The sequence below is a fragment of the Achromobacter mucicolens genome (assembly GCF_029866465.1).
Lineage (GTDB): Bacteria > Pseudomonadota > Gammaproteobacteria > Burkholderiales > Burkholderiaceae_B > Achromobacter > Achromobacter mucicolens.
In genome coordinates, this window is sequence record NZ_CP123364.1 from 3,922,141 (window position 1) to 3,947,187 (window position 25,047).

Consider the following 25,047-nt stretch of genomic DNA (forward strand, 5'->3'; position numbering starts at 1 on the left):
CCGCCGGCCAGCCCCATGATGGCTCCATTCCCGACCGAAGGAGCCACCATGTCCCTTTTCAGCAACCCGTTTGACGCCAACAGCCGCCTGGCATGCGGCTGCGGACGCCACGCCTCGCAGGCCGAACACGAGCGCGCCACGCAGGCCATCTCGCAGGGCGACGCCGCCGGCAGCGCCGTCGAACAGGCCGTCATGCGCGCCCTGTTCCCGCAGGATGCGCTGCGCCGCCGCTTCCTGCGTGCCGTCGGCAGCGGCACCGCCATGGCCGCCATCGCGTCGATCTTTCCGCTGGCCGCCGCCAAGGAAGCCTTCGCGCAGACCGCCGGCCCGCTGGAAAAACAGAAGCTCAAGGTCGGCTTCATCCCCATCACCTGCGCCACGCCCATCATCATGGCGCACCCCATGGGCTTTTACGGCAAACAGGGGCTGGACGTCGAAGTCGTCAAGACCGCCGGCTGGGCGCTCATCCGCGACAAGGCCATGTCCGGCGAGTATGACGCCGCCCACATGCTGTCGCCCATGCCGCTCGCCATCTCGATGGGCGTGGGCGCCAGCCGCGCCGTGCCGTGGACCATGCCCGCCGTCGAGAACATCAACGGCCAGGCCATCACGCTGTCCATGAAGCACAAGGACCGCCGCGACCCGAAGGACTGGAAGGGCTTCAAGTTCGCCGTCCCCTTCGACTACTCCATGCACAACTATCTGTTGCGCTACTACCTGGCCGAACACGGCCTGGATCCCGACACCGACGTGCAGATCCGCTCCGTGCCGCCGCCCGAAATGGTGGCCAACCTGCGCGCCGACAACATCGACGGATTCCTGGCGCCCGATCCCGTCAACCAGCGCGCCGTGTACGACGGCGTGGGCTTCATCCACACCTTGTCCAAGGCCATCTGGGACGGCCACCCCTGCTGCGCGTTCTCCGCCAGCAAGGAGTTCGTCACCACCATGCCCAACACCTATCAGGCCCTGCTGAAAGCCATCATCGAGGCCACCGCCTATGCCCGCAATCCGGCCAACCGCAAGGAAATCGCCACCGCCATCGCCGCGCCCAACTACCTGAACCAGCCCGTCACGGTGGTCGAGCAGGTGCTGACCGGCACCTACGCCGACGGCCTGGGCAAGGTGCTCACTGATCCCAACCGCATCGACTTCGACCCCATGCCCTGGCAGTCGTTTGCCGTGTGGATCCTGACGCAGATGAAGCGCTGGGGCCAGGTCAAGGGCGATATCGACTATCAGAAGGTCGCAAGCGACGTCTTCCTGGCGACCGACGCCGTTCGCCTGATGCGCGAAGCGGGCCTCACCCCGCCCGCCGAAACCGCCAAGACCTTCAGCGTCATGGGCAAGCCGTTTGACCCCAGCCAGCCCGAGGCTTACCTCGCCAGCTTCAAGATCCGGAGGACCTGATGGGGTCGGTGCAACACTGGCGGGCCACGTTCCTGTCCATCGCCCTGTTCCTGGCGTTCCTGCTGCTCTGGCACGCCGCCACCCGCCCCGATGCGGGCGAGGCGACGGTGGACCCGGCCTACGCCGCGCTGGTCGGCAATGCCGCGGCCAGCGGGTCCAAGACGCCGTTCCCCGGTCCCGCCGAAGTTGGCGCGCAGCTGTGGCAGCACCTGAAGGATCCCTTCTACGACCGCGGCCCAAACGACAAGGGCATCGGCATCCAGCTCGGCTACTCCGTGGCGCGGGTGCTGACGGGCTTCGGCCTGGCCGCGCTGGTGGCCATCCCGCTTGGATTTTTGATCGGCATGTCGCGCACGGTGTATCGCGCGTTCGATCCCTTCATCCAGGTGCTCAAGCCGATCTCGCCCTTGGCGTGGATGCCGCTGGCGCTCTACACCATCAAGGACGCCAACACTTCCGCCGTCTTCGTGATCTTCATCTGCTCGTTGTGGCCCATGCTGGTGAACACCGCGTTCGGCGTGGGCGCCGTGCGGCAGGACTGGCTGAACGTGGCGCGCACGCTTGAGGTGTCGCGGCTGCGCACCGCGCTGCAGGTCATCCTGCCCGCCGCCGCGCCCACCATCATGACCGGCATGCGCATCTCGGTCGGCATCGCGTGGCTGGTGATCGTCGCCGCCGAAATGCTGATCGGCGGCACGGGCATCGGCTACTTCGTCTGGAATGAATGGAACAACCTGTCCATCTCCAACATCATCTGCGCCATCGTCTTCATTGGCCTGATCGGCATGCTGCTGGACAACCTGCTGGCGCGTGCCGCGCGGCTGGTGAGCTATCGGGAGTAACGCGCATGAGCCAATCTTTCCTGCAGGTCCAAGGGCTGGGCAAGCGCTACCCGGGGCGCGATGGCCGCCCGCAGCCACCCGTTTTCGAGAACATCGATTTCCAGATCGACAAGGGCCAGTTCGTCTGCGTCATCGGCCACTCCGGCTGCGGCAAGACCACCATCCTGAACGTGCTGGCCGGCATCGACGACAGCAACGAAGGCATCGTCATCATGGACGGCCGCCAGATTTCGGGGCCGTCGCTGGAACGCGGCGTCGTCTTTCAGGCGCACGCGCTCTTGCCGTGGCTGACGGCGCTGCAAAACGTGGAATTCGGCGTGCGTTCGCGCTGGCCGGCCTACAGCCGCGAACAGGTGCGCGCGCACAGCCAGCGTTACCTCGACATGGTCGGGCTGGGCCACGCCGCCGGCAAGAAGCCCTGCGAACTGTCCGGCGGCATGAAGCAGCGCGTGGGCATCGCCCGCGCCTTTGCGATCCAGCCCAAGATGCTGCTGCTGGACGAGCCCTTTGGCGCGCTGGACGCGCTGACCCGCGGCGCCATCCAGGACGAGCTGCGCGCCATCGTCCAGGAAACCCGCCAGACCGTCTTCATGATCACGCACGATGTCGACGAGGCCATCCTGCTGTCGGACCGCATCCTGCTCATGAGCGCGGGGCCCTACGCCCGCATCGCCGAATCCGTCACCGTGGACCTGCCGCGCGACCGCACGCGCGCCAGCCTGCATCACGAACCCCGCTATTACGACATCCGAAACCATCTCGTCGACTTCCTGGTCGACAAGGCCATCCACAAGGAGTGAACCACCATGATGTCCCGCGCTGAAGTCACTGAACTCGTCGTCACCCGCAAGCTGGAAAAAAAGCTCTCGTGGGGCGCCATCGCCGAAGCCGTCGGTCAGAGCAAGGAATGGACCACCGCTGCGCTGCTAGGCCAGATGACCATGACCGAGGAACAGGCGCAGGCCGCCGCCCGCGTGCTGGACCTGCCCGCTGACGCCGTCGTGCAACTGCAGGTCGTGCCCTACAAGGGCTCGCTGCCCAGCACCGTGCCCACCGATCCGCTGATCTACCGCTTCTATGAACTGATCAACGTCTACGGCACCACGTTCAAGGCGCTGATCAACGAAGAGTTTGGCGACGGCATCATGAGCGCCATCGACTTCAAGATGGATCTGTCGCGCGAGGCCGACCCCAAGGGCGACCGCGTGCAGATCGTGATGAGCGGCAAGTTCCTGCCGTACAAGACGTACTGAAGGCGCGCCAGGCGGGGCGGGCCCCGCCTGCGGTTAGCCCTCGGCGGCCAGTTCTTCCCAGCCCAGTTCGCGGGTGCGCTGCAGCGTCACCGTGACCTGGGCCGCCGCTTCGCGTACCGCCTGAACCAGCGTCACGCCGTTCAGCAATCGCGACGACACGCCCGCCATGAACACGTCGCCCGTGCCATGCACCGACGGCGGAATGGCGATCTCGGGGTGGGTCACCACCGTGACGTCGTCCCGCGTGAGCACCACCAATTGCAACGTGCCGGGCGCCGCCGTCATCGGCGCGGCGCTGGTCGCGACGATCCACTGCGGCCCGCGCGCGATCAACTCGCGGGCGGCGGTCACCACATCATCGACCGACGACAGCGCACGGCCCACCAGCAATTCCAGCTCGAAATGATTGGGCGTCATGCCCTCGGCCAGCGGCACTAGCAAATCGCGATACTGCGCGACCAGCCCCTCGTCCACGTAGAGTCCGTCATTGCGATCGCCCATCACCGGGTCGATGAACACCCGCAGCTCGGGCCGCGAGGCCCGCACGGCCGACAGCCATCGCGCCAGCAATCCGGCCTGCCCCGGCTGCCCCAGATATCCGCAGACCACCGCGCGCGCCACCTGGCTCACGCGCCGCTCGTCCAATCCTTGCAGCAAGCCCTCGAACCAGTCCAGCGGCACCGCGCCGCCGTGCAGCGTGGGATAGTGCGGCGTATTGCTGAGGATGACGGTGGGCAGCGCAATCGCGCGCAGGCCCGCCTTGCGGAACACCGGCATGGCGGCGTTGTTGCCGACATAGCCGTAGACGACCTGGGACTGGATCGAGACGACATCCACCTGCGCGGTGCGGGCGGGCAGCGCTGCGCCCGGCGTGGGGGCAGCGGGAATTGCGGTCATGAGGATTGCTCCGGGGTGTGGACGGGGTGTAGACGAGCGGCTCAGCTCATGCGGGTGATGAAATAGATCTTCTTGACGAAGTGGTCGACTTCCCAGCGGCCCGTGTAGCCTTCGGGCATGACAAAGGCTTCGCCCACGGTCAGCTCGTGCACCGTGCCGTCCGGGTCCACCAGACGCGCGGCGCCTTCGACGATATAGCCGAATTCGATGTAGCCGGTGGTGTTGGACTGGAACGAGCCCGCCGTGCTTTCCCACACGCCGGCCTCGGCCTTGCCCGCGTTGCCTTCAAAGGCAGTCACGGTACGAAACGCGGCATCGCCCGAAATCGGGCGGCGCGGCTTGCCGGGCACCGGGTTCTTCATCGGGCCGGCATCGATGCGGACAAGCCGCGATTGATCGTTTTTCATGGTTGATCCTGTGTCTTTCAATAGCGAGTCAGTGCGCCGGCCCCGGGCGTTCAGTGCGCCGCCACCACCAGCACCTCGGCCATGGCCCGGCTGACGGTGCGCATGCGGTGCGGCAATTCAGAGTCGAAGTAGACGGAATCGCCGGTTTCCAGGCGGAACTGGCGTTCGCCCACGTGGACCTCGATGGCGCCCTTGAGCACCAGCAGGAATTCCTCGCCCGGATGCGGAAACACCGCGGCGGCGTCCGGAAATTCGCGCGGCGGATGCACCACGAAAGGCTCCATCGCCTTGACCTTGCGCCGCCCCGCCAGCGACTCGTAATGGTACTCGCTGCCCAGGCCGCGCCGCTGCAGGGCCTCCCGGTCAGCCACGCGCACCACGCTGACCACTTCGTCTTGCGCGGCGCCGTCGTCCCCGACCAGTTGGGACACGCCCACGCCATAGGCCTCGGCCAGGCGCAGCACGGTGGAAATCGACGGCTCGCTCAAGCCCCGCTCCAGCTTGGAGAGATAGCTTTTGGTCAATCCCGTGCGCTGCGCCAGCTGTTCCAAGGACAGGGTTTGCTGGCGGCGCAGGGTGCGAAGGCGGTGCGGCAGGTCGATCATGGGCGGGGAAGGCGCAAATACAACCGGCAAGAATGCCCCAAAAGCCCGCCGCCGTCGAGCCGCCCCGCCCTGCTTCGCCTAGCTCAGCACATCAGGGTGCGCCCGCAGGGCGCGGCGCGCATAGTACGAGAACCCCACCTGCGACCGCTTGGGCGTCAGAATCCAGTCGTGCGCCTCGCGGCCCAGTTCCGGCGGAATCGGCTGGATCTTGCCCGCGGCCATCGCCAGCAGCTGCATCCGGGCGGCACGCTCGAACTGCAGCGCCAGCACGCAGGCTTCTTCCACCGACCCGGCCGCAACCAGCATGCCGTGATGCGACAACAGGATGGCGCGCTTGGAACCCAGCGCCTTGGAAATGATTTCGCCTTCCTCGTTGCCCACCGGCACGCCCGGCCAGTCCTTCAGGAACGCCACGTCGCCGTAGAGCGGGCAGTTGTCCATGTGCGAGACCTCAAGCGGAACCTCCAGCATCGACAGCGACGCCACATGCAGCGGATGCGTGTGGATGATGCAGTTCACGTCCGGCCGCGCGCGGTAGATCCACGAGTGAAAGCGGTTCGCCGGATTGGGCATGCCGCCGCCTTCCTGCACGCGCAGGTCTTCGTCCACCAGCAGCAGGTTGCTGGCCGTGATCTCGTCGAAGCCCAACCCCAAACGCTGCGTGAAATAGCGGTCGGGCGCATCGGCGCGCGCCGTGATCTGGCCCGCCAGGCCCGAATCATGCCCGCCGTCAAAGAGGATGCGGCAGGTCAGCGCCAGCCGCTCGCGCAAGGTCCATTGCGGGGTGTCGAACTGGCGCTGCATCTCGGCCTGTGCGCGCGCGATCAGTTCGTCCTTTCCCAGGTGCATCGTATCGGCCATCATGTCTCCGTCATGCCGTTTCCATCAACGGCGTAAATCCCGGCAAGGCGCGCATGCGAGCCAGCCAGGCAGTGAGGTTCGCAAAGCCGGACAGGTCGTAACCGCCCTCGCCCGCCATGCTCGTGTAGGGGTACAACGCGATGTCCGCGATGGTGGGCGAGGCGCCCACCAGAAACTCGCGGCCCGCGAGGTGGCCGTCCATCAGCGCGGCGGCCTTCATGCCCACCGCGCGCCACGCCACCATGTCAGGATCGTCCGTCTTGGCGGTCTGCCGCAGGTGGATCAAGAGGCGCGGCTGCGCGAACGCGTGCATGTGCTGGGTCTGCTCGAAACTCAACCAGCTCGACACCTGCGCCTGCGCCAGCCGGTCTTCGGGCAGCCACGACGTGCCCATGCCCAGATACCACAGGATCGCCTGCGACTCCGCCAGCCACTGCCCTTCCGGCGTCAACAGCGCCGGCACCTGCCGCCACGGATTGATGCGCGCGAACGCCTCGGTCTCCAGGTCGCCCTGAACGATGTCGAACGTGCGCCGCTTGAGTGGCAGACCCATCAGCCCGCAGGCCAAGCGGATCTTCCACGCGTTGCCCGACCGCAGCGTATCGGCCAGTTCCAGCGGCTTGCCCGCCAGCGGGTGGGACGCCCCGGTATTCATGCGTAGCTCCTTTCCATATGCGTGTTTCCTAATCCATCTTGATATTGGCGCGCTTCACGATCTCGGCCCACTTGGTCTTTTCGCCGCCGATGAAGCGCTGATATTCCTCGGGCGTGCCCGTGTAGAGCTGCGTGCCCTGCGCCGCCAGCCGTTCCTTCAGGTCGGGCAAGGCCAGCGTCTTTTGCAAGGCCGCGCTCAACGCAGCCACCACGTCCGGCGGCGTGCCGGCGGGTGCAAAGAACGCATTCCACGAACTGATCTGCAGGCCCGCATCGCCCGCCTCGACGCTGGTTGGCACCGCGGGCGCAGACGGCAGCCGCTTGTCCGACGCCACCGCCAGCGCCCGCAACTTGCCCGACGCGACGTGCGGCATGATGACCGGACTGGCGTCCATCACCACATCCACCTGCTCGCCGATCGCCGCATTCACGGCCTCGCTGCCGCTCTTGAACGGCACATGCACAATGTCCACGCCCGCAGTCAGCTTCAGAAGCTCCAGGCCCAGGTGCGGCGAACTGGCGTTACCGGCCGAGCCGAAATTCAGCTTGGCGGGATTGGCCTTGGCATACTTGACGAACTCGGCGAACGACGCGCCGGGCAAACCCGAACGCACGGCCAGCAAATAGGGCGACCCGGACACCATGCCGACCGGCGCAAACTTGTCCGCGTCATAGCTGAGCTTGGCGTAGATCAACGGGTTCACGACCTGCGTGCCCACTGTCCCCATGAATATCGTGTACCCATCGGCCGGCGCCGTCGCCGCCACCTGCGCCGCGATCACGCCGCCCGCGCCCGGCCGGTTCTCGATGACGATCCCCTGCCCCAACACGTCCCCCATTCCCTTGCCCACCTGCCGCGCCACGATGTCCGTGATGCCGCCGGCGCCAAACGGCACCACCAGCCGGATCGGCCGCTCCGGAAACGCCGCCTGCGCGTGCCCCGCCAATCCCGCCGTCATCGCCAACGCTGCCACCATGCCCAAGACCTTCATGCCATTCCCCTTGTATGCGCCATCGCGGCGCTATGACACAAAGTGTCCTATAGAGCATTGATTTTCCGCAAGGGGAATTTGATTAGGGGAAACCTGGGGCGGGGGAATATAGTCCGCCTATTTCACTGAAGTTCGCCTTTTCATAAATTCCGGCAACTGCAGACTACCCGCACCCATCCCCACCAAAAGCGCCTCCGATATCTCATCGACCGTCGCAACGCGTGGTAACTGCGACGGCCAGCGCGATCAGTTCATGCGCCTTGGGATCAAGATGTCCGTGCTTCTCCACGGGGCTTGCCAAGGTGGATATCCCTGCCACCGCTTCTTGGCCCTTTTCTAGGCTTTCTGAATGGCCAAGACTCCTCTCGGCTCGGCGCCGTTCATTCCGAACGGACGCATGTTGGTGACAGAGTCGGCCTGTCAGCTCACGTGCCTTCCCTGCGGTGCACATTGGTTAAAAGACGAAAATTGGTTCGTCTGAACTGCCCGACGTGCCTACGGCTTCTGAACCTGAAGAGGCTCGAACCGCGCCGGCCCGAGCCGAAAACCCCGCGCAATCTAGCTGGACCCTACGGCCCCCGAGGCGGTTTTCAGGAGGTATAACGAAGGCTATATCAGTGGCGTCGCGGGTTAAATTTGCATCACGGTTTGGCCCTAAGACACATTCCCGGCACGGTGGCTTGGAACCCACTCGCGCCAAGAAGCGCACCGATTTGCTACTTGCCCAAGAAAAGGCGAACTTTCGTATAAATCCATCCTTGTCCTGCGTCCCTTGCAAAAAAATGCGAACTTGGCTGGTACAAATTTTGCGAGCTCGCCCGTCAAAAAAAAAGCGAACTTTATTCCGTGCGCTCAAACCTGGGGCGGGGGAATGGGAGTTCGCGGTCTTAATCGTTTCTTCGCGACACAATTTACCAAATCATCGCGCGCCCGACTGCGCCGCGACGATCTTCATGAAGCCGTCAACCAATTGATGTGAGACGCCTTTGGCGCGCACCGCATATACCTGTGCCCTGGCCGTCAGCCCCTGGACGGGCAAGAACAGGATATCGCTGCGGCTGTGGTCGGCAACCGACCTTCCAACCAAGGCAAAGCCCAGGCCGGCCGCCACCAGACCCAGCGCGGTGTGGATTTCTTTCGCCTCGTATCCCACACGGACCTTGGCTCCCGCTTGTTCCAACGCCTCGATGGTCGAGCGGGCGAAGCTACTACCCGGATCCTTTGGATAGCTGATGAAGGCCATGTCGGCCAGGTCATTGGGCGTGAGTCGCTTGCGCTTGGCAACCGCATCCGTACACGGCACGGCCGCAACCAGCGCGTCCTCGAACAGCGGAAAGTAGTCCAGGTCCTCCTCCTCGATGCACCGCCCGATGGTGCGCGACAGGCCCACATGGATAAGCCCGCTGCGCAGGGCCTCGCCCTGGTGCTCGCTGAGGATTTCGGTTAGATCGATTCGCACCTTGGGTAGGTCAGCCTTCATCTTGCGTACAGCATCGGGCAGCACCGAAAAAATGGTCGAACGCGTGAAGCCAATACTCAACCAACCAAAATGGCCCGAGGCCATGTCCTGCGCCTCGTCGAACAGACGTTGGGCGTCGGCCAGCAGCGCCTTGGCTTTGGGATAGATGAAACTGCCCAGCGGCGTAAGCGTCATGGGCCGTTTCGAACGGTCGAACACCTTCGCTCCCAACCGGGCTTCCAACTGTGCCAGCTGCATGCTGACCGCCGTAGGCACGACGTGCAACCGCTGGGCCGCCAAGTTGGCATTGCGGGTTTCGACCACTTCGCAAAAGAACTGCAGGGGTTTTAGGTTCATGGAAATTGATCTTACGCTCAAAAATGCTTGATTGCTCTCTACATTTCTTTAGCTGAACATGGGATTGAAAGCACCCAGATTGAAAGCCCCCATTCACGCGCCAAACTTGGAGACCCTGTTGATGCCTGATTTGAACGAGCCCGAATGGCTGAGTCTTGCCCGCGGCCTTTCCACTGCCGAGGTATCCGACGCCCTCGACTACTACAAGCTGGCTGGTTGTGTCCTGGGCATACGGCCGGTCGCCGGGCCGGACAGGCTGTTCGGACATGCCTATACGGTCCGATTCGCGCCAATCGACGACGCCCAGCCTGGGACAGTGGGCGACTTCATCGACCGGCTCGTCCCCGGCACCGTAGCCGTCTTGGACAATGGCGGCCGGATGGACTGCACTGTGTGGGGCGGCATTCTCAGCCGCTTGGCTGCGAAAAAAAACATTGCCGGTACGGTCGTGCACGGGGTATGCCGCGACACAGCTGAAGCCGACGATGCTGGCTATCCGCTATATGCCCGAGGCGCCTTCATGCGCACCGGCAAGGATCGGGTGCAGGTACAGGCTTACGAGGAGCCCGTCGCACTGGGTGACGTGCGCGTGTGTCCGAAAGATCTTGTGATTGGCGATGCCGATGGAGTGGTGGTGGTGCCGCAGGCGCGCATACGGGAAGTGCTCCATAAGGCGCTGGAAACACGCGCGCTGGAAAGCCAGATATTGGCAGCGGCGTTGAACGGCGTGCCGCTGGCCGAAGCGCGCAGGCAGTTCGGCTATCACAAACTGCAGCGTTCTCCGGATAGACCGACCGATCCGACCTGATTCTGCGCTGATAACAACTACATAATCCAAGGAGACATGATGTCAATAATCCGCATTTTGAGTGCAGGAGCCCTGTGCGCGGTCACTGCCGCAATCGCCGCGCCAGCTTTGGCCCAGGAGCCTTATCCCTGCCAGCTGGTGAAGATCATCTCACCCTACCCGCCGGGCGGCACCACCGACATTCTGGCGCGTCTGATCGCGCCGGGACTGGCCGCAGAACTGGGCACCAACGTCATCGTGGAGAACAAGGGTGGCGCAAGCAGCAACATCGGAACTCAGTACGTCACCACGGCAGCGCCAGACGGCTGCACACTGCTTTTGGGCAACAACACCGGGGTCGTCATCAACCGCAACTTGTACACACTGCGCAACGACCCGGTCAGCACATTGGCGCCGGTCGCTGAAGTGGCTGCAGTCCCACTGGTGCTTTACGTCAACGCCTCCGTGCCTGCCAGGACCGCCGATGAGCTGTTCACCCTGATTCGCAGCAAGCCCGGCGAATTCAATTTCGCATCGGGTGGCAGTGGCAGCCCGCAACACCTGATGGGTGAAATGCTCAAACTTGATATGAAGCTCGACATGATCCACATCCCCTATCGCGGACAGGGGCCGGCGCTGGCCGACGTAATTGCAGGCCAGGTGCCCATCGCGTTTGAAACCACTACAGCCATCGCCCCGCAGCTCAGCTCGGGCCGCATCCGCGCGTTGGCCACTACTGGCACAGTCCGTTCCAGGATCCTGCCCGACGTGCCGACGATGAAAGAACTGGGCCATGCCAATTTCGTGATCGACAACTGGTATGGAATCTTTGCTCCAGCAAAAACACCCGCGGCACTGATCCAGCGCCTCAACCTGGGGGTGGTCAAGGCGCTGAAGAGTCCGACGCTGGCCAAGAACCTGGACGAGATGGGCTCCGATGACGTGGCCGGAACGCCCGAACAGTTCGCGAGCTTTATAGCCAAAGAACTACCGTACTGGGAATCGCTGGTGAAACGTACTGGCGCGAAGGTGGACTGACATGACCGATCTGCCTGCCACCTTGCGCTAGTTGGGTGCTGCCACGGTCTACGAAGCACAGGGCGCCAAGGGCGGGTGTTAAATAAGACTTCATCAGTAGGGAAATCAGTTGATCAGCAGTCGTGCGCATGCTCCTTTGGTGGATAGTGCGTTGGCGGACCAGGGGTTTTCCGCGCGCACCTTCCGGTTTTCCGTCGAAGACAAGAACGGCCGCGACGCGGGCGATATCGAGGCGCTCGTCGCATGGAAGCATGGCCAGCTTTCCGTGCTGACGCTGTGGTCTGCGTGGACAGCTTCCTCCGATAGGAACACGTTCTTCTCGCGGCTTCCGGGCCTGTCGGTCTACGACATCCTGCGGCAGGCCGCGCTGAAGACGCAACCGTAGAATTTGCAGCGCCATTTTGATAAAAGCAAAGTTGCTGAGCACCTGAGGATCGATAGCTGCCATGTCCGAACCCTATTCCGCCTTTCTCAAATTCCAGATGCCCCGCGAGAATCTAGCCAGATGGCTCGCTGCCCCTGTGCCGACCGCATCAAGATGGTCGGATTGGCGCACCATTGGCGGGCAGTGGTATCTGTCGGGAGGCAAGGATTTGGCTGCCTCCAGCGATCAGGATTTGGGCAAGCTTGTTTCGGAATGCGACGCCATGCTGGCTCGCCATTCGGACAATCGCGCGGCGCTGCGAGCCATTCTGCAATCCGCCGAGGCCGACCACATCAAGGTTGCGGCCTACGATTCTTCGGAGACGCACTTCGTTGCAGGGTCGCTGACCTATTCTGAAAATCTCTACGACCTCATCGTTTTTCTGACGGTAGCGCGTGGCGCGGCCGATTTTTTCGAGGCGGATGGTCGAGGCCTTGCGGTGGTTCACGATTACATCTGGGGCGAGGAAGGCGAACGGGAAACCGTTGCTGCGCTTGGACTGGACGGAATAGGCAGATCCGAGTTTCTGGCTTCCGATGCGTTCGGTAATGCCGCTGGCGCATTCGAGCGCATGGTGGACGCGATGCTGGACGGCAAAGACGACCCGGAGTTTCACCCGCGAGAACAACTCGACCGTCTTTGAGACCAGGTCTGCGGCGACGCGCAGCAGTGGTTGTCATACTGTCTGCCTAGCGATCCCCAGGCGCAGGCAGCTCGGACCCGACACTCGCACCGCAAATTGGCGATGCTTTCATGGCTGCTAACATCAGCGCACTCGACAATTCGACGCGCACGCGGCGCATTCCGCAGGATGACGAAACTTTCCTTTGCCTTTTGGGCTGAAGCGTTCCGAACCGCCCTCGTCTGCGCGCCCTTTCGATCGCGGCCTTCGCGCGGGGCGGGGCCGGCGCCCGCAAAAAGCCAGGCATCGTTCGCCGGGCGTGGGTGCGCGCTGCGACAATCGTTTTGCGCCCTGCTGTGGGCGGGCACCATCGTGCACGCGTCTGCCGCCGCCATGACGCGCCAGGAGATCGAAGCCACGCTCGCGGCTGCCATGACCCAGGTTGTAAACCAGTACGTCGATCCCCTCGATTCACGTGTACTCGTGGTGAACGGCCTGAGCGCGCTCAAGGCGCTGCCAGACGCTCAAGATCCATCGCGCAAGGCCGCGATCGAACAGGCCGTCCTGACCGGCCATCAGACGGAAGGCATGACACCCCAGATCCGCATCCTGACCGGCGAGATCCTGCGTTTTGCCGACGGCACACCGCGCGAGATGGCGCTGGACGCGGCCCTGCGCGGCATGATGGCGGGTCTGGACCCCTACAGCCGCGTCGCGACGCCCGCTGAACTGGCAGCCCCGCCGGCATCCGTCGGCCTGGAGCTGTCGATCCGGGACGGTGCCCTGACCGTCGTGCGGCCCCTGCCCGGCAGCCCGGGCGAGCGCGCCGGCGTCCAGGCCGGCGACATCGTGACCCACGTGGACGGCCGTGCCACCGCGGGCCTGCCCTTGCCAGAAGCCGTTGCATTGCTGCGCGGCACGGCAGGCACCCGCGCCACGCTCACCCTGCGGCGGCCGGGTTCGGTCAGCGCGATCACGGCGCAGCCTGTGCGCGGACCCGTACAGGCGCCTCCCACGGTACGTTGGGACCTGGATGGCGCGCTTGCGGTGATCCGGATCTCCGCTTTCGACAGCCGAACGGGCCGCCAGTTGAAAGATGCGCTCGACGCAGCGTCCGCGCATGCCGAAGCGCCGCTGTCGGGACTGGTGCTGGACCTGCGCGGCAACGCCGGCGGGCTGCTCGACGCAGCCGAACAAGTCGCCGGCATGGTGTTGCCCGAAGGATCCGAGGTCGGCAGCCTGCGCGGTCGCACGCCGGACAATGCGCGCACCTTGCACGCCCGCGCCCCCCTCGTGCCGCAGTTGGTTCCGGTAGTGGTGCTGATCGATCACCGAACGGGCGCCGGCGCAGAGATCGTGGCGGCCGCACTGCAGGACCACGGCCGTGCCTTGCTGATCGGCACGGCAACCCTGGGTGCGGGCACGATCCAGACCGTGCGCGCCCTGCCCGGCGACCAGCGCGCGTTGGTGATCACCACCGCCCGCGTCCACCGCGCCGATGGCGCGCGGTTGGACTCGGTGGGGGTGGCGCCAGACATGCTTCTGGACAAGACCGGCCGGCGGGTCACACTGCGCGCCGAGATTGCGGCCGATTTCAACGGCGCTTTGGCGCAACGGGTGCGCGCGGCGGTGGCCTCCGCGCCTGGAGGTGCCGACACGGCGTTGCTGGCGGCGCTGACGGCCCTGACGGCAGCCACGACCGGAGATTGAGGTTGGCGTCGCCTCAACAAAGATTCAAGGAGCGATTCAATGAATACCGGCCAGATTCCATCAGACTATGTGCCGCTTTCGGTAACGGGCCTGCCTACGCTCTATGGGCCGAAAAGCGCGTGGTGCGTCTGGATCACCGCGTTGCCACTGCCCGCAACGTCGCGATTGCGCGGCGCCGATGCCCTTCCCGCTTCAAAGGGCTACGCGCGCGACGACGCGATCGCACAAGCCGGGGAGGTCATCGCTTTGTTTGAAAATGACGATGGCTCCGGTGAAGCGCCGGCGTCAATGATGATCGAGGCGGCGCGCTGGCTGCTGGACCATGACGAGGCGTTCTACCAGGCGGTGATGAAGGCGATGCTGGCGGATCTGCCGCGCCTGCGCGCCGAGCAGGATGGCATCGTTTTGGACGATGATGCCTTCCGCCTGCCGCAGCACTGGGATGGCCCAGCCTTGCTGAAACTGATCCGTCTGAACAACATCACGCTCCATCCTGTCGCAGGCGGGCCTTATATCGGCCTGGACTTCCGCTGCGCCTGGGAGGAGGAACACGGTTACGGATTGATGATGGCCGGCACCACCGTCATCGAGTCTGGAGGGGCCGACGTCGGCACCTTGTCATGGATTGCGGCGCGGCACGCAAAGTCCCGGGGCTCGGAACCATAGCGCCGTGCAAAGAATGATCTATTGAGTCGGCAGCAAATCGCCAACCGATGCCGCCACCCGCAATGCGGGGTGCGAGCATCATGCGACATCCGCCACGATTTCCCCCCTCGCGGTTGCGGTCGAGATAGCTTTCGTAGGCAACTTCCGCGGATCGCAGGTCGAACCGCCGGGGAGCGAGATACGGCATGAGCTTGCCGGCTTCGACCAGCCATGTGGCCTCGCGGAACGACTGCGGCGCCAACGCATGCGTGCCCCACCCCAACGCGCTGAAGCTTCATGTGAGGGAGCAGCTTGCACACTGTGCGGCTGATCTGGGCATCGCGGCTAACGAGATGACTGGAATCAATCTCTCTCGAGAAATGCTTGCCAACGAGACTGCTCTCCCCTGACGAAATTCTCGTAGTATGGGCCGCTTCGAAAATCGGGCCGAACACCCAGCGCGGCGAAAGTCCGATTCAGTTCGTCGGACTGCAGAACTTCCGCGATCGCGCCTGACAGCCGCTCAAGGACGCTGGCCGGCAATGATGGCGGCGCCACCAGGCAGTATCCCCCGTCAGTCGCAAGATCCGGCAAGCCGGCCTCAGCCGCGCTCGGCACTTCGTTCAACAAAGAGCAACGCTCATCGCCGGTCGTGAGCAGCGCAAATGCCTTTCCGGCTCGCACCAGCGGAAGCACGCCGGCCGGCTCCCCGAAGACCATGTCAAGTTTGCCTTTGGCGAGGTCGTCCAGCGCCGGTGCCAGCCCGTCATAGGATTTATGTGTCAGCTCGATGCCGGTCAAGCGCCCCAGAAGTTCGGCAAGCATCCGGCTCGAACCCGTTCCCGCCGCGCCAACAACGAAACGCTTAGGATGCAGTCGGGCAAGGGCACACAACTGCGCAAAATCGCGGGCGGCGGTATGTGCCCCTACCACCAGCACGGCAGCCACACGCACCAGACCGCTGAGAAACGTGAGGTCCTCGAAGACGTCGAACAACGGTTGCCGCCCACTGGCTGGCGTAAATACGGTCGCACCATTGCCCGCGATACCGATGGTGTAGCCGTCCGCCCGCGAGCGCGTGACGGCGTGAACGCCTTGCGCGCCACCCAAGCCGACCGTGTTGGTCACCACCACATCCTTGCCCAGGCGCGCAGCCAGCAGCTTGGCGAACGCTCTGCCGTAGCTATCCACCGGTCCTCGCTTCGGAAACGGAACGAGGACAGTGAGCGGCCGCGGCACGCCTCGCGTACCGCCTTGCGCCCGAGCAAGAATGATGTCGTGTACCGCGCGTGCATCCTCGGACAAGTCCTCATGCCGGCGACTGAACAGTGACACGTCACGCAAGACGTCCGGCTCCAGGCTGACCGAGCGCAATTGCTTCATTGAGAACGTCGGCACACAACTGGCCGGAAGCAGTGCCACGCCCAACCGCTCCTTCACCATTTCAAACGCGGTCGAGGCCGACGCGACTTCCTGCAATACGTCGACCGAGACACCGTGCGCGACCAGCACACGGTCCAGCCCCCGGCGTCCGCCGTTCGCCGCGTCAAGCACGATCAGACGCTCAAGGGCAAGATGTCCAATCGAGACCTTGTCACGACGGGCAAATGGATGATCGCCGCGGCAGACCAGCACGAAGCGATCCTTTAGCAACGAGGTGCGCTGCAACTCACACGGCCCAAAATCACCGACTGCCAACGCAAAATCCACCGTCCCTTGCCTGACGGATGCCAGCGCGGCGTCTTGCGCCTGCTCTTTCAATTGCACCGCAACGCCAGGGAATTGCCGTGCGACGTCTGCCAGACAGCGCGGCAATAGCCTGCCGGACAGCGAAGGCGTAGCGGCCACACGCACCACGTGCAGCAGGCGCTCACCAGCCTGCTGCGCTTGTGTCAGGACGTCTTCCAGCGTCTTCAGCGCGTCCCGCAACGGCAAGACCAGTTGTTCGCCAGCCTGCGTCAGCACGACATGGCGCGTAGTCCTTTGCAGCAGCGACACCCCAAGCGCCTGCTCGACGGCCCGGATGCTCTGGCTGACTGCCGGCTGGGACAACCCCACTACCCGCGCCGCAGCGCTGAAACTGCCCGTCTCGGCTACCGCGAGCAAGACCCGCAACTGACGCAAAGTGACATGCATGGCGCGATATTTATAAGTGGAACTTATGAGTCTAGCCGAAGAATTCATTTATCTCGCGCCCGGGCAACGGATTCAATTCAGTACTTTCCCGAAGGATCGAAGCATGGAAAAGCGTTCTATTGACCTGCGACCCATCCCGCCAACGCGGGTCTGCGTCATCGGCGCGGGCGCCATCGGCGGCTTTCTTGGCGTTCAAATGGCGCGCTCCGGTGTGGATGTCCGCGTCTTCGCACGTGGCCAGACCCTGGCCGCCATCAGGCAGCACGGCTGGCGGCTCGATATCGGTGGCCAGCGTATTGGCGCAAGCGTTCTCGCCTTCGACACCGAGATCGGCAGCGGATTCGAGCAGGATGATCCATGGATGCCGGACGTCGTCCTGTTGGCCGTCAAAGCCCATTCCCTGCCATCGCTGGCCCCGCTGCTCGCGCGCCTGGTCGGCCCGGAAACCATCGTCGTGCCAGCGATAAATGGTGTTCCGTGGTGGTTTGGTGCGGGCAAATCTTCGCTGGCAGCGCCGCTGACCAGCACGGATCCGCATGGCGAACTCGGCCACGCGGTTCCGCCAGATCGGATCATCGGCGCGGTCGTGTACCCGTCCTGTTCCAGTCCCGAGCCCGGCATCACCCGGCACGGTGCGGGTTCTCGGCTGGTTTTCGGCAATGTCGTGCAAACTGCCGACAAAGAACGGCTATCGCAGTGGGTGACGCTGCTACGTCATTGCGGGCTGGACGCCCATACGACGGAAGACATCCGCACGGAAGTCTGGAGCAAACTGCTCGGCAACGCATGCTTCAACCCCGTCAGCTTACTGACCGATTCCGCTACCGACGTCATGATCGACGATCCAGGCGTACGTGGCGTCTTCACGCAGATGATGTGCGAGTTACTGGCGCTTGGGCGGAGCCTGGGTATCGCACCGGCGGTGTCGCCCGCGGAACGTATCGCAACGACGAGGCGCCTTGGCCACGTCAAAACGTCCATGCTTCAGGACGCCGAGGCAGGACGTCCAGTCGAACTGGCTGCCATTCTGGGCGCGGCGATCGAGTTGGCCGCGCAGACTGGCGTGGACATGCCCCACTGCCGCACGGTTCACGCATTGGCGGCGCTTCGAGCCCGGTCGCTGGCCGCGGCATCCAACACGGAGACGCCCCATGGCAATTTCCGCTGAACTGATCGCCGCCGTGTGCGCGCAACTGTATGACCGATCCCTGCGCGGCATTCCTGATGACACCCGCCTGGCGCTCGCGCAAGCGGAACAACGCGAATCAGATCAAACCGCCAGGCACACGTTGCGGATCATGCTGCAGAGCGCCGATGCAGCCAAACAATCCAATCATTTCGTCTGCTCCGACGCAGGGATACCCGTCTACTTCGTGCGCGTGGGTACGCAGGCAAAGTTGGATGGCGACCTGCGCCGGGCGATCGTCGACGGTTACGAAGCGCTGGTGGACACCATCAACCCGCCACTGCTTCCCCATGTCACCCATCCGCTGACACTGCAGCGCGGCCACACCGGGCCGGGCATGCCCATCATTACGTTCGACGTCGTCGACGGCAGCGATTGCCTGGACATCACCTGCAGTCCCAAGGCACTCGGCTCCGGGCGGTGGGCAGCGCTAAAGATATTCAGTTTTCCCGACCAGGCGACCATCGAAGCCTTCATCATGGAGGCCGTGATGGAAGCCGGTACTCAGCCCTGCCCGCCAGTGGTTGTGGGCGTGGGGATTGGGGGAACCTTTGACTACGCCGCCAAATTGGCCAAGGAAGCCACGCTGCGTCCGATCGGACAGGTTCATCCCGAGCCATTCGTGGCGGACATGGAGCGCCGGCTGGCAGCGGCAGTGAACCAGACCGGGTTTGGCCCCATGGGTACGGGCGGAACGAGCACAGCCTATGCCGTGCACGTCAACTACGCTGCCGGGCACGGATTTATCCCAGTAGCGGTCGCCTTTAATTGCTGGATAAACCGCCGCACCCGGGCTCGCCTGCATAACGACGGTCGCGTTGAGGTGATCGAATGACGCCATCCCTGCACCGATTGCGCTTCCCGCTTTCCGCCGAGGCCGCGCTCAAGCTTCGCGCAGGCGACCTTGTGGTGCTGGACGGAGAAATTCTGGTAACGGCTGGGCTGCCCACTCATCAACGGCTACTGCGCGCGCTGGAGGGGCATGAACCGCTGCCGCTGGCGATGAAGGATCAAAGCCTGTTCCATATCGGCAGTTACAGCGAACAACGCGGCCACCATTTCGACGTGCGTTACATCAACCCGACGACCAGCACCCGCTTCAACCCCTACATGCCCACGCTGATCCGGGAATTGGGCCTGCACGCCGTCGGCGGCAAGGGCGGCCTCGATTCCGCGAGTGTCCAGGCGCTGCGGCAAACGGGCGGCGTCTACCTGTCATTCCTCGGCGGCGGGTGCACGCCGCTCACCCAGGCCGTAAAGGAAGTGCTCGAAGTGGGATGGCCGGACATGCTGACCCATTACCGCATCGTGCGCCTGCGCGTCGAAGGGCTGGGGCCGACCACGGTGGGGATCGACGCCCACGGCAACAGTCTGTACGAGGATGTCCGCCGCAGCGCTCGGCAGAGACTTCCCGACATCCTGGCGGAGCTGGCGCGCATGCGCAAGCCGCCCGAAAGCTAAATCAGCAAGGACCTGGCTGCCGGCGTCACGGCGGCCAAATAGATCAATAACAGGAGACAACATGACAAATCCCCGGATTCCAGCTCGGCGCCGCGCCGTCTCGGCCATATTGGCCAGTCTGATCGCCTGCGGCGGACTGCTGCTCTCTTCGCCTGCTCAAGCCCAACCGGCGTCTTGGCCAAGACAACCGATTCGTTTGATCGTCCCGTTCGCGCCGGGAGGCCCCGCCGACGCGCTGGCCCGCTTTATCGCCGCGCGCCTGGGCCCCGAGCTGGGACAGACGGTGATCGTGGAGAATCGCGCCGGCGCGGGCGGCACACTTGGAGCCGCCGAAGTGGCCAAGGCCTCCGACGGCCACACCATCCTCTTCTCGTCGACGGGCGCACTGGTGATCATTCCCGCCATCACGAAGAACGTGAGCTACAACCCAGACCGGGATCTCGTCGCCATCGGCTTGGCGGTGAACACGCCGCAGGTCGTGGTGGTGGCCTCCAAAAGCCCCTACACATCGCTTTCAAGCCTGCTCAGGGCAGCCAAGGCAAAGCCCGATACGCTGAACTTCGCGTCGGCGGGCAATGGCACCACCACGCAACTCGGCGCGGAATTGCTTAAGCGTTCCGCGGGCGTGTCCATCACACATATCCCCTACCGTGGCGCCGCGCCCGCCATTGCCGACGTAATCGGCGGCACCGTGGACATGATGGTCGCGGACGCGCCCGCCGTGTCCGCCTTCATTGCCGACGACCGGTTACGCGCTCTGGCGGTCACATCCTCCAATCGCATCTCCACTCTGCCTCAGATACCCACTACGGCCGAGGAAAGCCTGCCAGATGTGATCAGTGGGACTTGGTACGGCATCATGGGGCCCGCCAAGCTGCCCCGAGATGTGGTGGAGAAGATCAACGCCGCGCTGGGCCGCGTGTTGCGCACACCCGAGGTCGACGCGTTTATCAAAGGACAAGGCGCCGATCCGATGGGAGGCACGCCCGAGGAGTTCGCCATCTTCATTCGGAACGAGAGCCAGAAATGGGGCAAGCTGGCGCAGCAGGCCGGCGTGCGGATGGACTAACAAGGCGGACGCAGACGCGGTAAGGCGTTGGAGGGGCAGCTCATTCCGGCTCGATTCCAGCCGCCTTGATGACATTGCCCCATTTTTGAATCTCTGCAGCCTGAAACTGTCTCAACCCGTCGGGGGTCGTCGTCCACGCCTGGGTTGCCGAGTTCCGAAAGAACGTCTGCGCGCCGTCGCTGCCGACCGCCTTGACCAGTAGCTGTCTAAGCGTCGCTGCCACCGGCGCGGGTGTGCCGGCCGGTACGTAGGCGGCGAACCAATAGCCCATGTCATAGCCTTTGATGCCGGCCTCGTTCAGGGTGGGCAACTCTGGAAGCTGAGGCAGGCGTTCAAGGGTTGACGCGCCGAGCGGACGCAGTTTGCCAGCTTCGATCTGCGACAAGCCCGTCACGGTGTCAATCACCATCATGTCGATGTGACCACCCAGCAGATCGTTGAGCGCATTGGGATTGCTGTTGTAGCCGACCCAGACGATATCGGTGCCGGTCAGTTGCTTGAGCATTTCGCCAGCCATGCGGCTGGACGAATTTCCGCTGCCGAAGCTCAACTTTCCTGGGGCTTGCCGTGCCGCGCGAATCAACTCATCGGCGGTGCGATACGGAGAATCGACTTTCACCACCAGAATCTGGCCGCCGCGTCCCAATCCTGTCAACGGCGTGAAATCCCCCACCGGGTCATAGGGGAGCTTCTTGAAAAGGTGCGGATTGGCGGCTTGCGTCGTATTGCTGGTGATTAACACCGTATAGCCGTCGGGGGCAGCTCGGGCAACATGCTGCGCGGCGATCATGCCGCTCGCGCCAGGTCGGTTCTCCACGACGACAGCCTGCCCCGTTTGTTGCGTCAGCGACGCTGACAATGCGCGTGCCAGCAAATCGGTCGCGCTGCCCGCGCCGAAGGGCACGACAAACGTCAGGGGCTTCGCAGGGTAATCAGCCGCTTGCGCCGATACGGCCCAGGCCATACCAAGGGCGGCCGACAACGACGCCGCCACGCGGATCATAAAAGCAGTGATGCGGATCATGATTTTTGTCTCCTGTGATTTGTCCGTGCCGGCGTCGAGGACCCGCACGTTGTGTATGCCACCGCCCGCGGTTGCGCTGTCAACGCACTCCAGCGGGTTGAGCCTGGAGATCGCGTCGGGCGCGTTTTGCCAGAAACTCGCGCACCACGGTCTTGTGTTCATCGCCGCAGAGCAAAATCGCTTGCATGGCGGCAGCAGCCTCCAGCGCCATCGGCAAGGTGGATTCGGCGGCATCCAATACCAGGCGCTTGGCCATGCGCAAGGCATGGGGGGGGTTCGATGCAATGCGGCGACCCAACGCGGCGCTTGTCTCGTCCAGCTCTTCCGGTGCCACGACACGGGAAACCATGCCTAATTGCAGCGCGGTCTGGGCATCGATGAACTCGCTGGTCAGTGTCAGCTCCAACGCCTTCGCCCTCCCCACGATGCGCGTCAAGAACCAGGCGCCGCCGATTCCGGAAACCAGGCCGAGCCGCAGGAAGCTCTCGGCAAACGTCGCGCGTTCGCTGGCCACACGCAGGTCGCACATGAGCGCCAAGTCGCAGCCGGCTCCGACCGCGGCGCCATTGACCGCGGCAATGGACGGCACCTGCAGTGCTTGCATTGCATGCGTGATTCGGTGCAGCGTCGATTTCAGCCGGGCGCGTAGCTCTGTGACCGACCCCTGCATCAAGTCGGATCCTCGAGCCATGTCTTTCACATTGCCGCCCGTGCAGAAGTACTTGCCATTGGCGCGCAGCAATACGCAATGAACGTCTGGCAGCGTATTGGCCTGCTCCAGTGCCTCGGCAAGGGCCTCAGCCATGCGCACCGACATGACATTGCCTGAATCCGGGTCATTCAGGCTCAATGTGAGAACGCCGTCGGCGACATCTTGCCGGATCAGCACATCACCCGGGACGCAGGCACTTCCCGAGACGCTGGATTCATTGGTTTTCATCGGTGTCTCCTTGGCTTATGTAGAAAATCGTTCGTGCTTACCCAGCACGCCGCTACTGAACATGGCGTCTATCTCGGCTGTGTCATAGCCGCATTCGTTCAAGATTTGGCGGCTGTGCTGGCCCAGCGTTGGCGCGGCCGTGATGGGGTCATGCGCGCTTGCTGCGTGAGCAGGCCCGGGCGCAAAGCCCGGCACGCGCACTTTTCCAGCAACAGGATGGTCAACCCAACTGTCGATTCCGCTAGCGGCGTATTCCTGCGAGCGGACGACATCGTCGTAGTTCGCTACCGGCGCACACAGGATGTCCAGTCCGGACAGCCGACTTACCCACGCTTCGGTGGCACGCTGCCGAAACAACGGCGTCAGTACCCGGCGCAGTTCTTCGCGATGCGCGACACGGCACTCATTACTGGCAAAGCGCGGATCATGTTCCAGCTCGCCCGCCCCCAAGGCGGCGCACAGCGCCTGCCAGCGCTGGGGATGGTAGGCGGCCACCATGATCCATCCGTCGAGGGTCTGGTAGGCTTCATTGGGTGCGGCGTAGGGAGCGGCGCTGCCAGCCTTGGCGGGTACAGCGTCCGAGGCGAAGAACGATGCGTACCCGATCTGCTGCAGCATCAGCGTCGCGTTGTAGAGGCTGATGTCCAGGTATTCGCCTTGGCCGCTGCGCTGTGCCGCGTTACACGCCGCCAGAATCGCAATCGTCGCGATATAGGCAGTGACCATGTCGGCGACGGGCGTTGCGACTTTAACCGGCTCTCCGCCCGCGATGCCCAAGGTGCTCATCAAGCCGCTGGCGGCCTGGATGATGCCATCCACACCAGGCCGGCCTCGCAGCGGGCCGCTTTGGCCATACGCGGAGATCGAGCAGTACACCAATCCGCGGTGGCTGTCGGCCAGCGTGTCGTAGTCCAGCCCAAACGATTGCATGACGCCCGGCCGGTAGTTTTCGACCACCACGTCCGCACGGTTGATCAAGCGACGGGCGACTTCTCGGCCGCCGTCGGACTTCAGATCCAGCGCCATGCCGCGCTTGTTGCGATTCACGCTCAAATAGACGGCGCTTTCTCCCGCGATCCAGGGAGGCCCGATCTGCCGCCCGAGTTCCCCGCCCGGCGGCTCGATTTTGATTACTTCCGCACCCATATCTGCGAGCATCATGGTGCAGACGGGCCCCGCGAGTACGTGCGAGAAATCCACGACTCGCACACCTTGCAAGCTGCGTTTGAACATATCCTGGCTCCTGCGCGACACGGCCTGATAGGTGGTCGTGATCACTTGTCATGCGGGCAGAATAGGCAGGGCCGATCTAGCCGGCAAACGACTTTATCGGCAGGACGCTTTGACTTTTTGTAAAGAGGTCAGTGCAGGCGCGCGCGGTTCAGAGGGCGACGAGGGTGACCAGCCAATCGCGGAATAGACGCAACGCCCTGGATTGGGGCTTGCCCGTAGGCCACGCGAAGTAATACGTGTAATCCTCACGATCCAGCATGCGATCCAACGGCGCCACCAAGGTCCCGTCCGCCAGCTCTTTCTCGATCAGGGCCTTTTGGGCAATGGCAACGCCATGACCTTCAATGGCTGCCTGATAGGCAAGCAAGGAGGTTTCGTACTTCATGCCTTGCGCGGGGTTCACGTTGCGCAAACCTGCGGCACGCAGCCATAGCATCCAATCGTCGGGCCGGGCCATCGAATGCAGCAAGGTTTGCGTCGCCAGTTGTTTCCTTTGCGACAGCCGAAGCGTGGGGGCCACCACAGCAATCAACTCGTTGCGCACAAGCTGCAGGGTGCGCATCCCCGGCCAGCGGCCATCGCCCAGCTGTATGCCTGCGTCGATGTCTTCGCGCTGGAAATCCAGTGGTGCGAACGACGTCATGACTTGAACGTCGATGTCTTTATGCTTCTGATGAAAACTCGCCAGTCGCGGGATGAGCCATCGTACGGCAAAGGTGGCGGGCGACCTGATACGCAAGGTGTCCCGGCCCACTTTGCTGCCGGAAACCGCCTGCGTGGCTTCGCGCAGGGTTGCGAACAACGGAATCAAGTCCGACAGGTAACGTGCGCCCGCCGGCGTCAACTCCAGGCGGCCGCGTATGCGTAAAAGCAGCGGCGTGCCCAGATAGCTTTCCAGCGCACGCACCTGCCTGCTGACCGCCGCAGGCGTCACGCACAATTCATCGGCTGCCTTGGAAACGCTAAGCAGGCGTCCAGTGGCTTCGAACGCTCGGGCGGGATTCAGTGGCGGAAGTAGATCGCGGCGGGCCATGG

The 25,047-nt window shown here is 63.8% G+C and carries 26 protein-coding genes and 1 pseudogene; 14 read left to right on the plus strand and 13 right to left on the minus strand.

Going from position 1 to position 25,047, the window contains the following annotated elements; translation table 11 throughout:
- Positions 1-48 precede the first annotated feature (48 nt).
- Genes QEP15_RS17915 through cynS form a run of 4 tightly spaced genes read left to right on the plus strand, consistent with a single transcriptional unit; the run spans position 49 to position 3,505 of the window.
- Entirely contained in the window at positions 49-1,410 is a 1,362-nt protein-coding gene (locus QEP15_RS17915; RefSeq protein WP_152385084.1) for a CmpA/NrtA family ABC transporter substrate-binding protein, read from the plus strand.
- Positions 1,410-2,252, plus strand: coding sequence for a nitrate ABC transporter permease (ntrB, locus tag QEP15_RS17920; RefSeq protein WP_056323123.1), 843 nt, complete (start codon positions 1,410-1,412; stop codon positions 2,250-2,252). Before QEP15_RS17915 ends, ntrB begins: the two co-directional genes overlap by 1 nt.
- Positions 2,253-2,257: 5 nt before the next feature.
- Positions 2,258-3,052, plus strand: a complete 795-nt coding sequence (locus tag QEP15_RS17925) for an ABC transporter ATP-binding protein (RefSeq protein ID WP_063954410.1) — start codon at positions 2,258-2,260, stop codon at positions 3,050-3,052.
- 9 nt (positions 3,053-3,061) lie between these two features.
- Positions 3,062-3,505: a cyanase gene (cynS, locus tag QEP15_RS17930; protein ID WP_056324548.1), complete on the plus strand. Its 444-nt coding sequence runs from the start codon at positions 3,062-3,064 to the stop codon at positions 3,503-3,505.
- Between the two features lie 33 nt (positions 3,506-3,538).
- On the opposite strand, the gene pdxY is transcribed toward cynS, so the two are convergent.
- From pdxY to QEP15_RS17970, 8 genes and pseudogenes are all read right to left on the minus strand, one after another.
- Positions 3,539-4,402: a pyridoxal kinase gene (pdxY, locus tag QEP15_RS17935; RefSeq protein ID WP_280147812.1), complete on the minus strand. Its 864-nt coding sequence runs from the start codon at positions 4,400-4,402 to the stop codon at positions 3,539-3,541.
- A 41-nt stretch (positions 4,403-4,443) separates the two neighbouring features.
- On the minus strand, positions 4,444-4,809 hold the full coding sequence (locus QEP15_RS17940; protein ID WP_280147813.1) for a cupin domain-containing protein: 366 nt from the start codon (positions 4,807-4,809) through the stop codon (positions 4,444-4,446).
- A 50-nt stretch (positions 4,810-4,859) separates the two neighbouring features.
- Positions 4,860-5,414 (minus strand): helix-turn-helix domain-containing protein, encoded by a 555-nt coding sequence (locus QEP15_RS17945; RefSeq protein ID WP_056323110.1) that lies wholly within the window; start codon positions 5,412-5,414, stop codon positions 4,860-4,862.
- Between the two features lie 78 nt (positions 5,415-5,492).
- Positions 5,493-6,275, minus strand: a complete 783-nt coding sequence (locus tag QEP15_RS17950) for an aldolase (protein WP_175157072.1) — start codon at positions 6,273-6,275, stop codon at positions 5,493-5,495.
- Between the two features lie 10 nt (positions 6,276-6,285).
- Positions 6,286-6,930, minus strand: a complete 645-nt coding sequence (locus tag QEP15_RS17955; RefSeq protein ID WP_280147814.1) for a glutathione S-transferase family protein — start codon at positions 6,928-6,930, stop codon at positions 6,286-6,288.
- A 28-nt stretch (positions 6,931-6,958) separates the two neighbouring features.
- Positions 6,959-7,921 carry a Bug family tripartite tricarboxylate transporter substrate binding protein gene (locus tag QEP15_RS17960; RefSeq protein WP_152385087.1) on the minus strand — a complete coding sequence of 321 codons (963 nt, stop codon included), beginning with the start codon at positions 7,919-7,921 and terminating at the stop codon, positions 6,959-6,961.
- 208 nt (positions 7,922-8,129) lie between these two features.
- Positions 8,130-8,204: pseudogene (locus QEP15_RS17965) on the minus strand (carboxymuconolactone decarboxylase family protein); the annotation flags it as partial.
- Between the two features lie 636 nt (positions 8,205-8,840).
- A complete protein-coding gene (locus QEP15_RS17970; RefSeq protein WP_152385088.1) occupies positions 8,841-9,737 on the minus strand; it encodes a LysR family transcriptional regulator in 897 nt (298 codons plus the stop codon).
- A gap of 121 nt (positions 9,738-9,858) precedes the next feature.
- Between QEP15_RS17970 and QEP15_RS17975 the strand changes: the two genes are divergently transcribed.
- The 6 genes from QEP15_RS17975 (at position 9,859) to QEP15_RS18000 (ending at position 14,984) form a co-directional block, all read left to right on the plus strand.
- Positions 9,859-10,545 (plus strand): RraA family protein, encoded by a 687-nt coding sequence (locus QEP15_RS17975; protein ID WP_152385089.1) that lies wholly within the window; start codon positions 9,859-9,861, stop codon positions 10,543-10,545.
- Positions 10,546-10,581: 36 nt separating this feature from the next.
- On the plus strand, positions 10,582-11,562 hold the full coding sequence (locus QEP15_RS17980) for a Bug family tripartite tricarboxylate transporter substrate binding protein (protein ID WP_227741272.1): 981 nt from the start codon (positions 10,582-10,584) through the stop codon (positions 11,560-11,562).
- Positions 11,563-11,701: 139 nt separating this feature from the next.
- Positions 11,702-11,947 (plus strand): hypothetical protein, encoded by a 246-nt coding sequence (locus QEP15_RS17985; RefSeq protein WP_152385090.1) that lies wholly within the window; start codon positions 11,702-11,704, stop codon positions 11,945-11,947.
- Between the two features lie 61 nt (positions 11,948-12,008).
- Positions 12,009-12,629, plus strand: coding sequence for a hypothetical protein (locus QEP15_RS17990; RefSeq protein ID WP_152385091.1), 621 nt, complete (start codon positions 12,009-12,011; stop codon positions 12,627-12,629).
- A gap of 351 nt (positions 12,630-12,980) precedes the next feature.
- Positions 12,981-14,318 (plus strand): S41 family peptidase, encoded by a 1,338-nt coding sequence (locus QEP15_RS17995; protein ID WP_193725310.1) that lies wholly within the window; start codon positions 12,981-12,983, stop codon positions 14,316-14,318.
- A 39-nt stretch (positions 14,319-14,357) separates the two neighbouring features.
- Positions 14,358-14,984, plus strand: a complete 627-nt coding sequence (locus QEP15_RS18000) for a DUF6985 domain-containing protein (protein WP_280147815.1) — start codon at positions 14,358-14,360, stop codon at positions 14,982-14,984.
- 342 nt (positions 14,985-15,326) lie between these two features.
- Here the strand turns inward: QEP15_RS18000 and QEP15_RS18005 are convergent, their stop codons facing one another.
- Positions 15,327-17,099 (minus strand): tripartite tricarboxylate transporter substrate-binding protein, encoded by a 1,773-nt coding sequence (locus QEP15_RS18005; RefSeq protein ID WP_193725311.1) that lies wholly within the window; start codon positions 17,097-17,099, stop codon positions 15,327-15,329.
- Between the two features lie 103 nt (positions 17,100-17,202).
- On the opposite strand from QEP15_RS18005, the gene QEP15_RS18010 reads away from it, so the two are divergent.
- From QEP15_RS18010 to QEP15_RS18025, 4 genes are all read left to right on the plus strand, one after another.
- Positions 17,203-18,267 carry a ketopantoate reductase family protein gene (locus QEP15_RS18010; protein ID WP_193725312.1) on the plus strand — a complete coding sequence of 355 codons (1,065 nt, stop codon included), beginning with the start codon at positions 17,203-17,205 and terminating at the stop codon, positions 18,265-18,267.
- Positions 18,251-19,120, plus strand: a complete 870-nt coding sequence (locus QEP15_RS18015) for a fumarate hydratase (protein WP_152385095.1) — start codon at positions 18,251-18,253, stop codon at positions 19,118-19,120. Before QEP15_RS18010 ends, QEP15_RS18015 begins: the two co-directional genes overlap by 17 nt.
- Positions 19,117-19,746, plus strand: a complete 630-nt coding sequence (locus QEP15_RS18020) for a fumarate hydratase C-terminal domain-containing protein (protein ID WP_152385096.1) — start codon at positions 19,117-19,119, stop codon at positions 19,744-19,746. Before QEP15_RS18015 ends, QEP15_RS18020 begins: the two co-directional genes overlap by 4 nt.
- A gap of 61 nt (positions 19,747-19,807) precedes the next feature.
- Positions 19,808-20,815 (plus strand): Bug family tripartite tricarboxylate transporter substrate binding protein, encoded by a 1,008-nt coding sequence (locus QEP15_RS18025; RefSeq protein ID WP_193725313.1) that lies wholly within the window; start codon positions 19,808-19,810, stop codon positions 20,813-20,815.
- Between the two features lie 40 nt (positions 20,816-20,855).
- Here the strand turns inward: QEP15_RS18025 and QEP15_RS18030 are convergent, their stop codons facing one another.
- From QEP15_RS18030 to QEP15_RS18045, 4 genes are all read right to left on the minus strand, one after another.
- Positions 20,856-21,839 (minus strand): Bug family tripartite tricarboxylate transporter substrate binding protein, encoded by a 984-nt coding sequence (locus tag QEP15_RS18030; protein ID WP_152385098.1) that lies wholly within the window; start codon positions 21,837-21,839, stop codon positions 20,856-20,858.
- A 79-nt stretch (positions 21,840-21,918) separates the two neighbouring features.
- Positions 21,919-22,779, minus strand: a complete 861-nt coding sequence (locus QEP15_RS18035; protein ID WP_152385099.1) for an enoyl-CoA hydratase-related protein — start codon at positions 22,777-22,779, stop codon at positions 21,919-21,921.
- 15 nt (positions 22,780-22,794) lie between these two features.
- Complete coding sequence (locus QEP15_RS18040; protein ID WP_152385100.1) at positions 22,795-24,012, minus strand: CaiB/BaiF CoA transferase family protein; 1,218 nt, start codon at positions 24,010-24,012, stop codon at positions 22,795-22,797.
- Positions 24,013-24,160: 148 nt separating this feature from the next.
- A complete protein-coding gene (locus QEP15_RS18045; RefSeq protein WP_152385101.1) occupies positions 24,161-25,045 on the minus strand; it encodes a LysR substrate-binding domain-containing protein in 885 nt (294 codons plus the stop codon).
- Between the last annotated feature and the right edge of the window lie 2 nt (positions 25,046-25,047).

Coding starts and splice junctions, on each gene's coding strand:
- QEP15_RS17915 (WP_152385084.1), top strand. CDS start 49: ATGTCCCTTTTCAGCAACCCGTTTGACGCCAACAGCCGCCTGGCATGC.
- ntrB (WP_056323123.1), top strand. CDS start 1,410: ATGGGGTCGGTGCAACACTGGCGGGCCACGTTCCTGTCCATCGCCCTG.
- QEP15_RS17925 (WP_063954410.1), top strand. CDS start 2,258: ATGAGCCAATCTTTCCTGCAGGTCCAAGGGCTGGGCAAGCGCTACCCG.
- cynS (WP_056324548.1), top strand. CDS start 3,062: ATGTCCCGCGCTGAAGTCACTGAACTCGTCGTCACCCGCAAGCTGGAA.
- pdxY (WP_280147812.1), bottom strand. CDS start 4,402: ATGACCGCAATTCCCGCTGCCCCCACGCCGGGCGCAGCGCTGCCCGCC.
- QEP15_RS17940 (WP_280147813.1), bottom strand. CDS start 4,809: ATGAAAAACGATCAATCGCGGCTTGTCCGCATCGATGCCGGCCCGATG.
- QEP15_RS17945 (WP_056323110.1), bottom strand. CDS start 5,414: ATGATCGACCTGCCGCACCGCCTTCGCACCCTGCGCCGCCAGCAAACC.
- QEP15_RS17950 (WP_175157072.1), bottom strand. CDS start 6,275: ATGGCCGATACGATGCACCTGGGAAAGGACGAACTGATCGCGCGCGCA.
- QEP15_RS17955 (WP_280147814.1), bottom strand. CDS start 6,930: ATGAATACCGGGGCGTCCCACCCGCTGGCGGGCAAGCCGCTGGAACTG.
- QEP15_RS17960 (WP_152385087.1), bottom strand. CDS start 7,921: ATGAAGGTCTTGGGCATGGTGGCAGCGTTGGCGATGACGGCGGGATTG.
- QEP15_RS17970 (WP_152385088.1), bottom strand. CDS start 9,737: ATGAACCTAAAACCCCTGCAGTTCTTTTGCGAAGTGGTCGAAACCCGC.
- QEP15_RS17975 (WP_152385089.1), top strand. CDS start 9,859: ATGCCTGATTTGAACGAGCCCGAATGGCTGAGTCTTGCCCGCGGCCTT.
- QEP15_RS17980 (WP_227741272.1), top strand. CDS start 10,582: ATGATGTCAATAATCCGCATTTTGAGTGCAGGAGCCCTGTGCGCGGTC.
- QEP15_RS17990 (WP_152385091.1), top strand. CDS start 12,009: ATGTCCGAACCCTATTCCGCCTTTCTCAAATTCCAGATGCCCCGCGAG.
- QEP15_RS18000 (WP_280147815.1), top strand. CDS start 14,358: ATGAATACCGGCCAGATTCCATCAGACTATGTGCCGCTTTCGGTAACG.
- QEP15_RS18005 (WP_193725311.1), bottom strand. CDS start 17,099: ATGCATGTCACTTTGCGTCAGTTGCGGGTCTTGCTCGCGGTAGCCGAG.
- QEP15_RS18010 (WP_193725312.1), top strand. CDS start 17,203: ATGGAAAAGCGTTCTATTGACCTGCGACCCATCCCGCCAACGCGGGTC.
- QEP15_RS18015 (WP_152385095.1), top strand. CDS start 18,251: ATGGCAATTTCCGCTGAACTGATCGCCGCCGTGTGCGCGCAACTGTAT.
- QEP15_RS18020 (WP_152385096.1), top strand. CDS start 19,117: ATGACGCCATCCCTGCACCGATTGCGCTTCCCGCTTTCCGCCGAGGCC.
- QEP15_RS18025 (WP_193725313.1), top strand. CDS start 19,808: ATGACAAATCCCCGGATTCCAGCTCGGCGCCGCGCCGTCTCGGCCATA.
- QEP15_RS18030 (WP_152385098.1), bottom strand. CDS start 21,839: ATGATCCGCATCACTGCTTTTATGATCCGCGTGGCGGCGTCGTTGTCG.
- QEP15_RS18035 (WP_152385099.1), bottom strand. CDS start 22,779: ATGAAAACCAATGAATCCAGCGTCTCGGGAAGTGCCTGCGTCCCGGGT.
- QEP15_RS18040 (WP_152385100.1), bottom strand. CDS start 24,012: ATGTTCAAACGCAGCTTGCAAGGTGTGCGAGTCGTGGATTTCTCGCAC.
- QEP15_RS18045 (WP_152385101.1), bottom strand. CDS start 25,045: ATGGCCCGCCGCGATCTACTTCCGCCACTGAATCCCGCCCGAGCGTTC.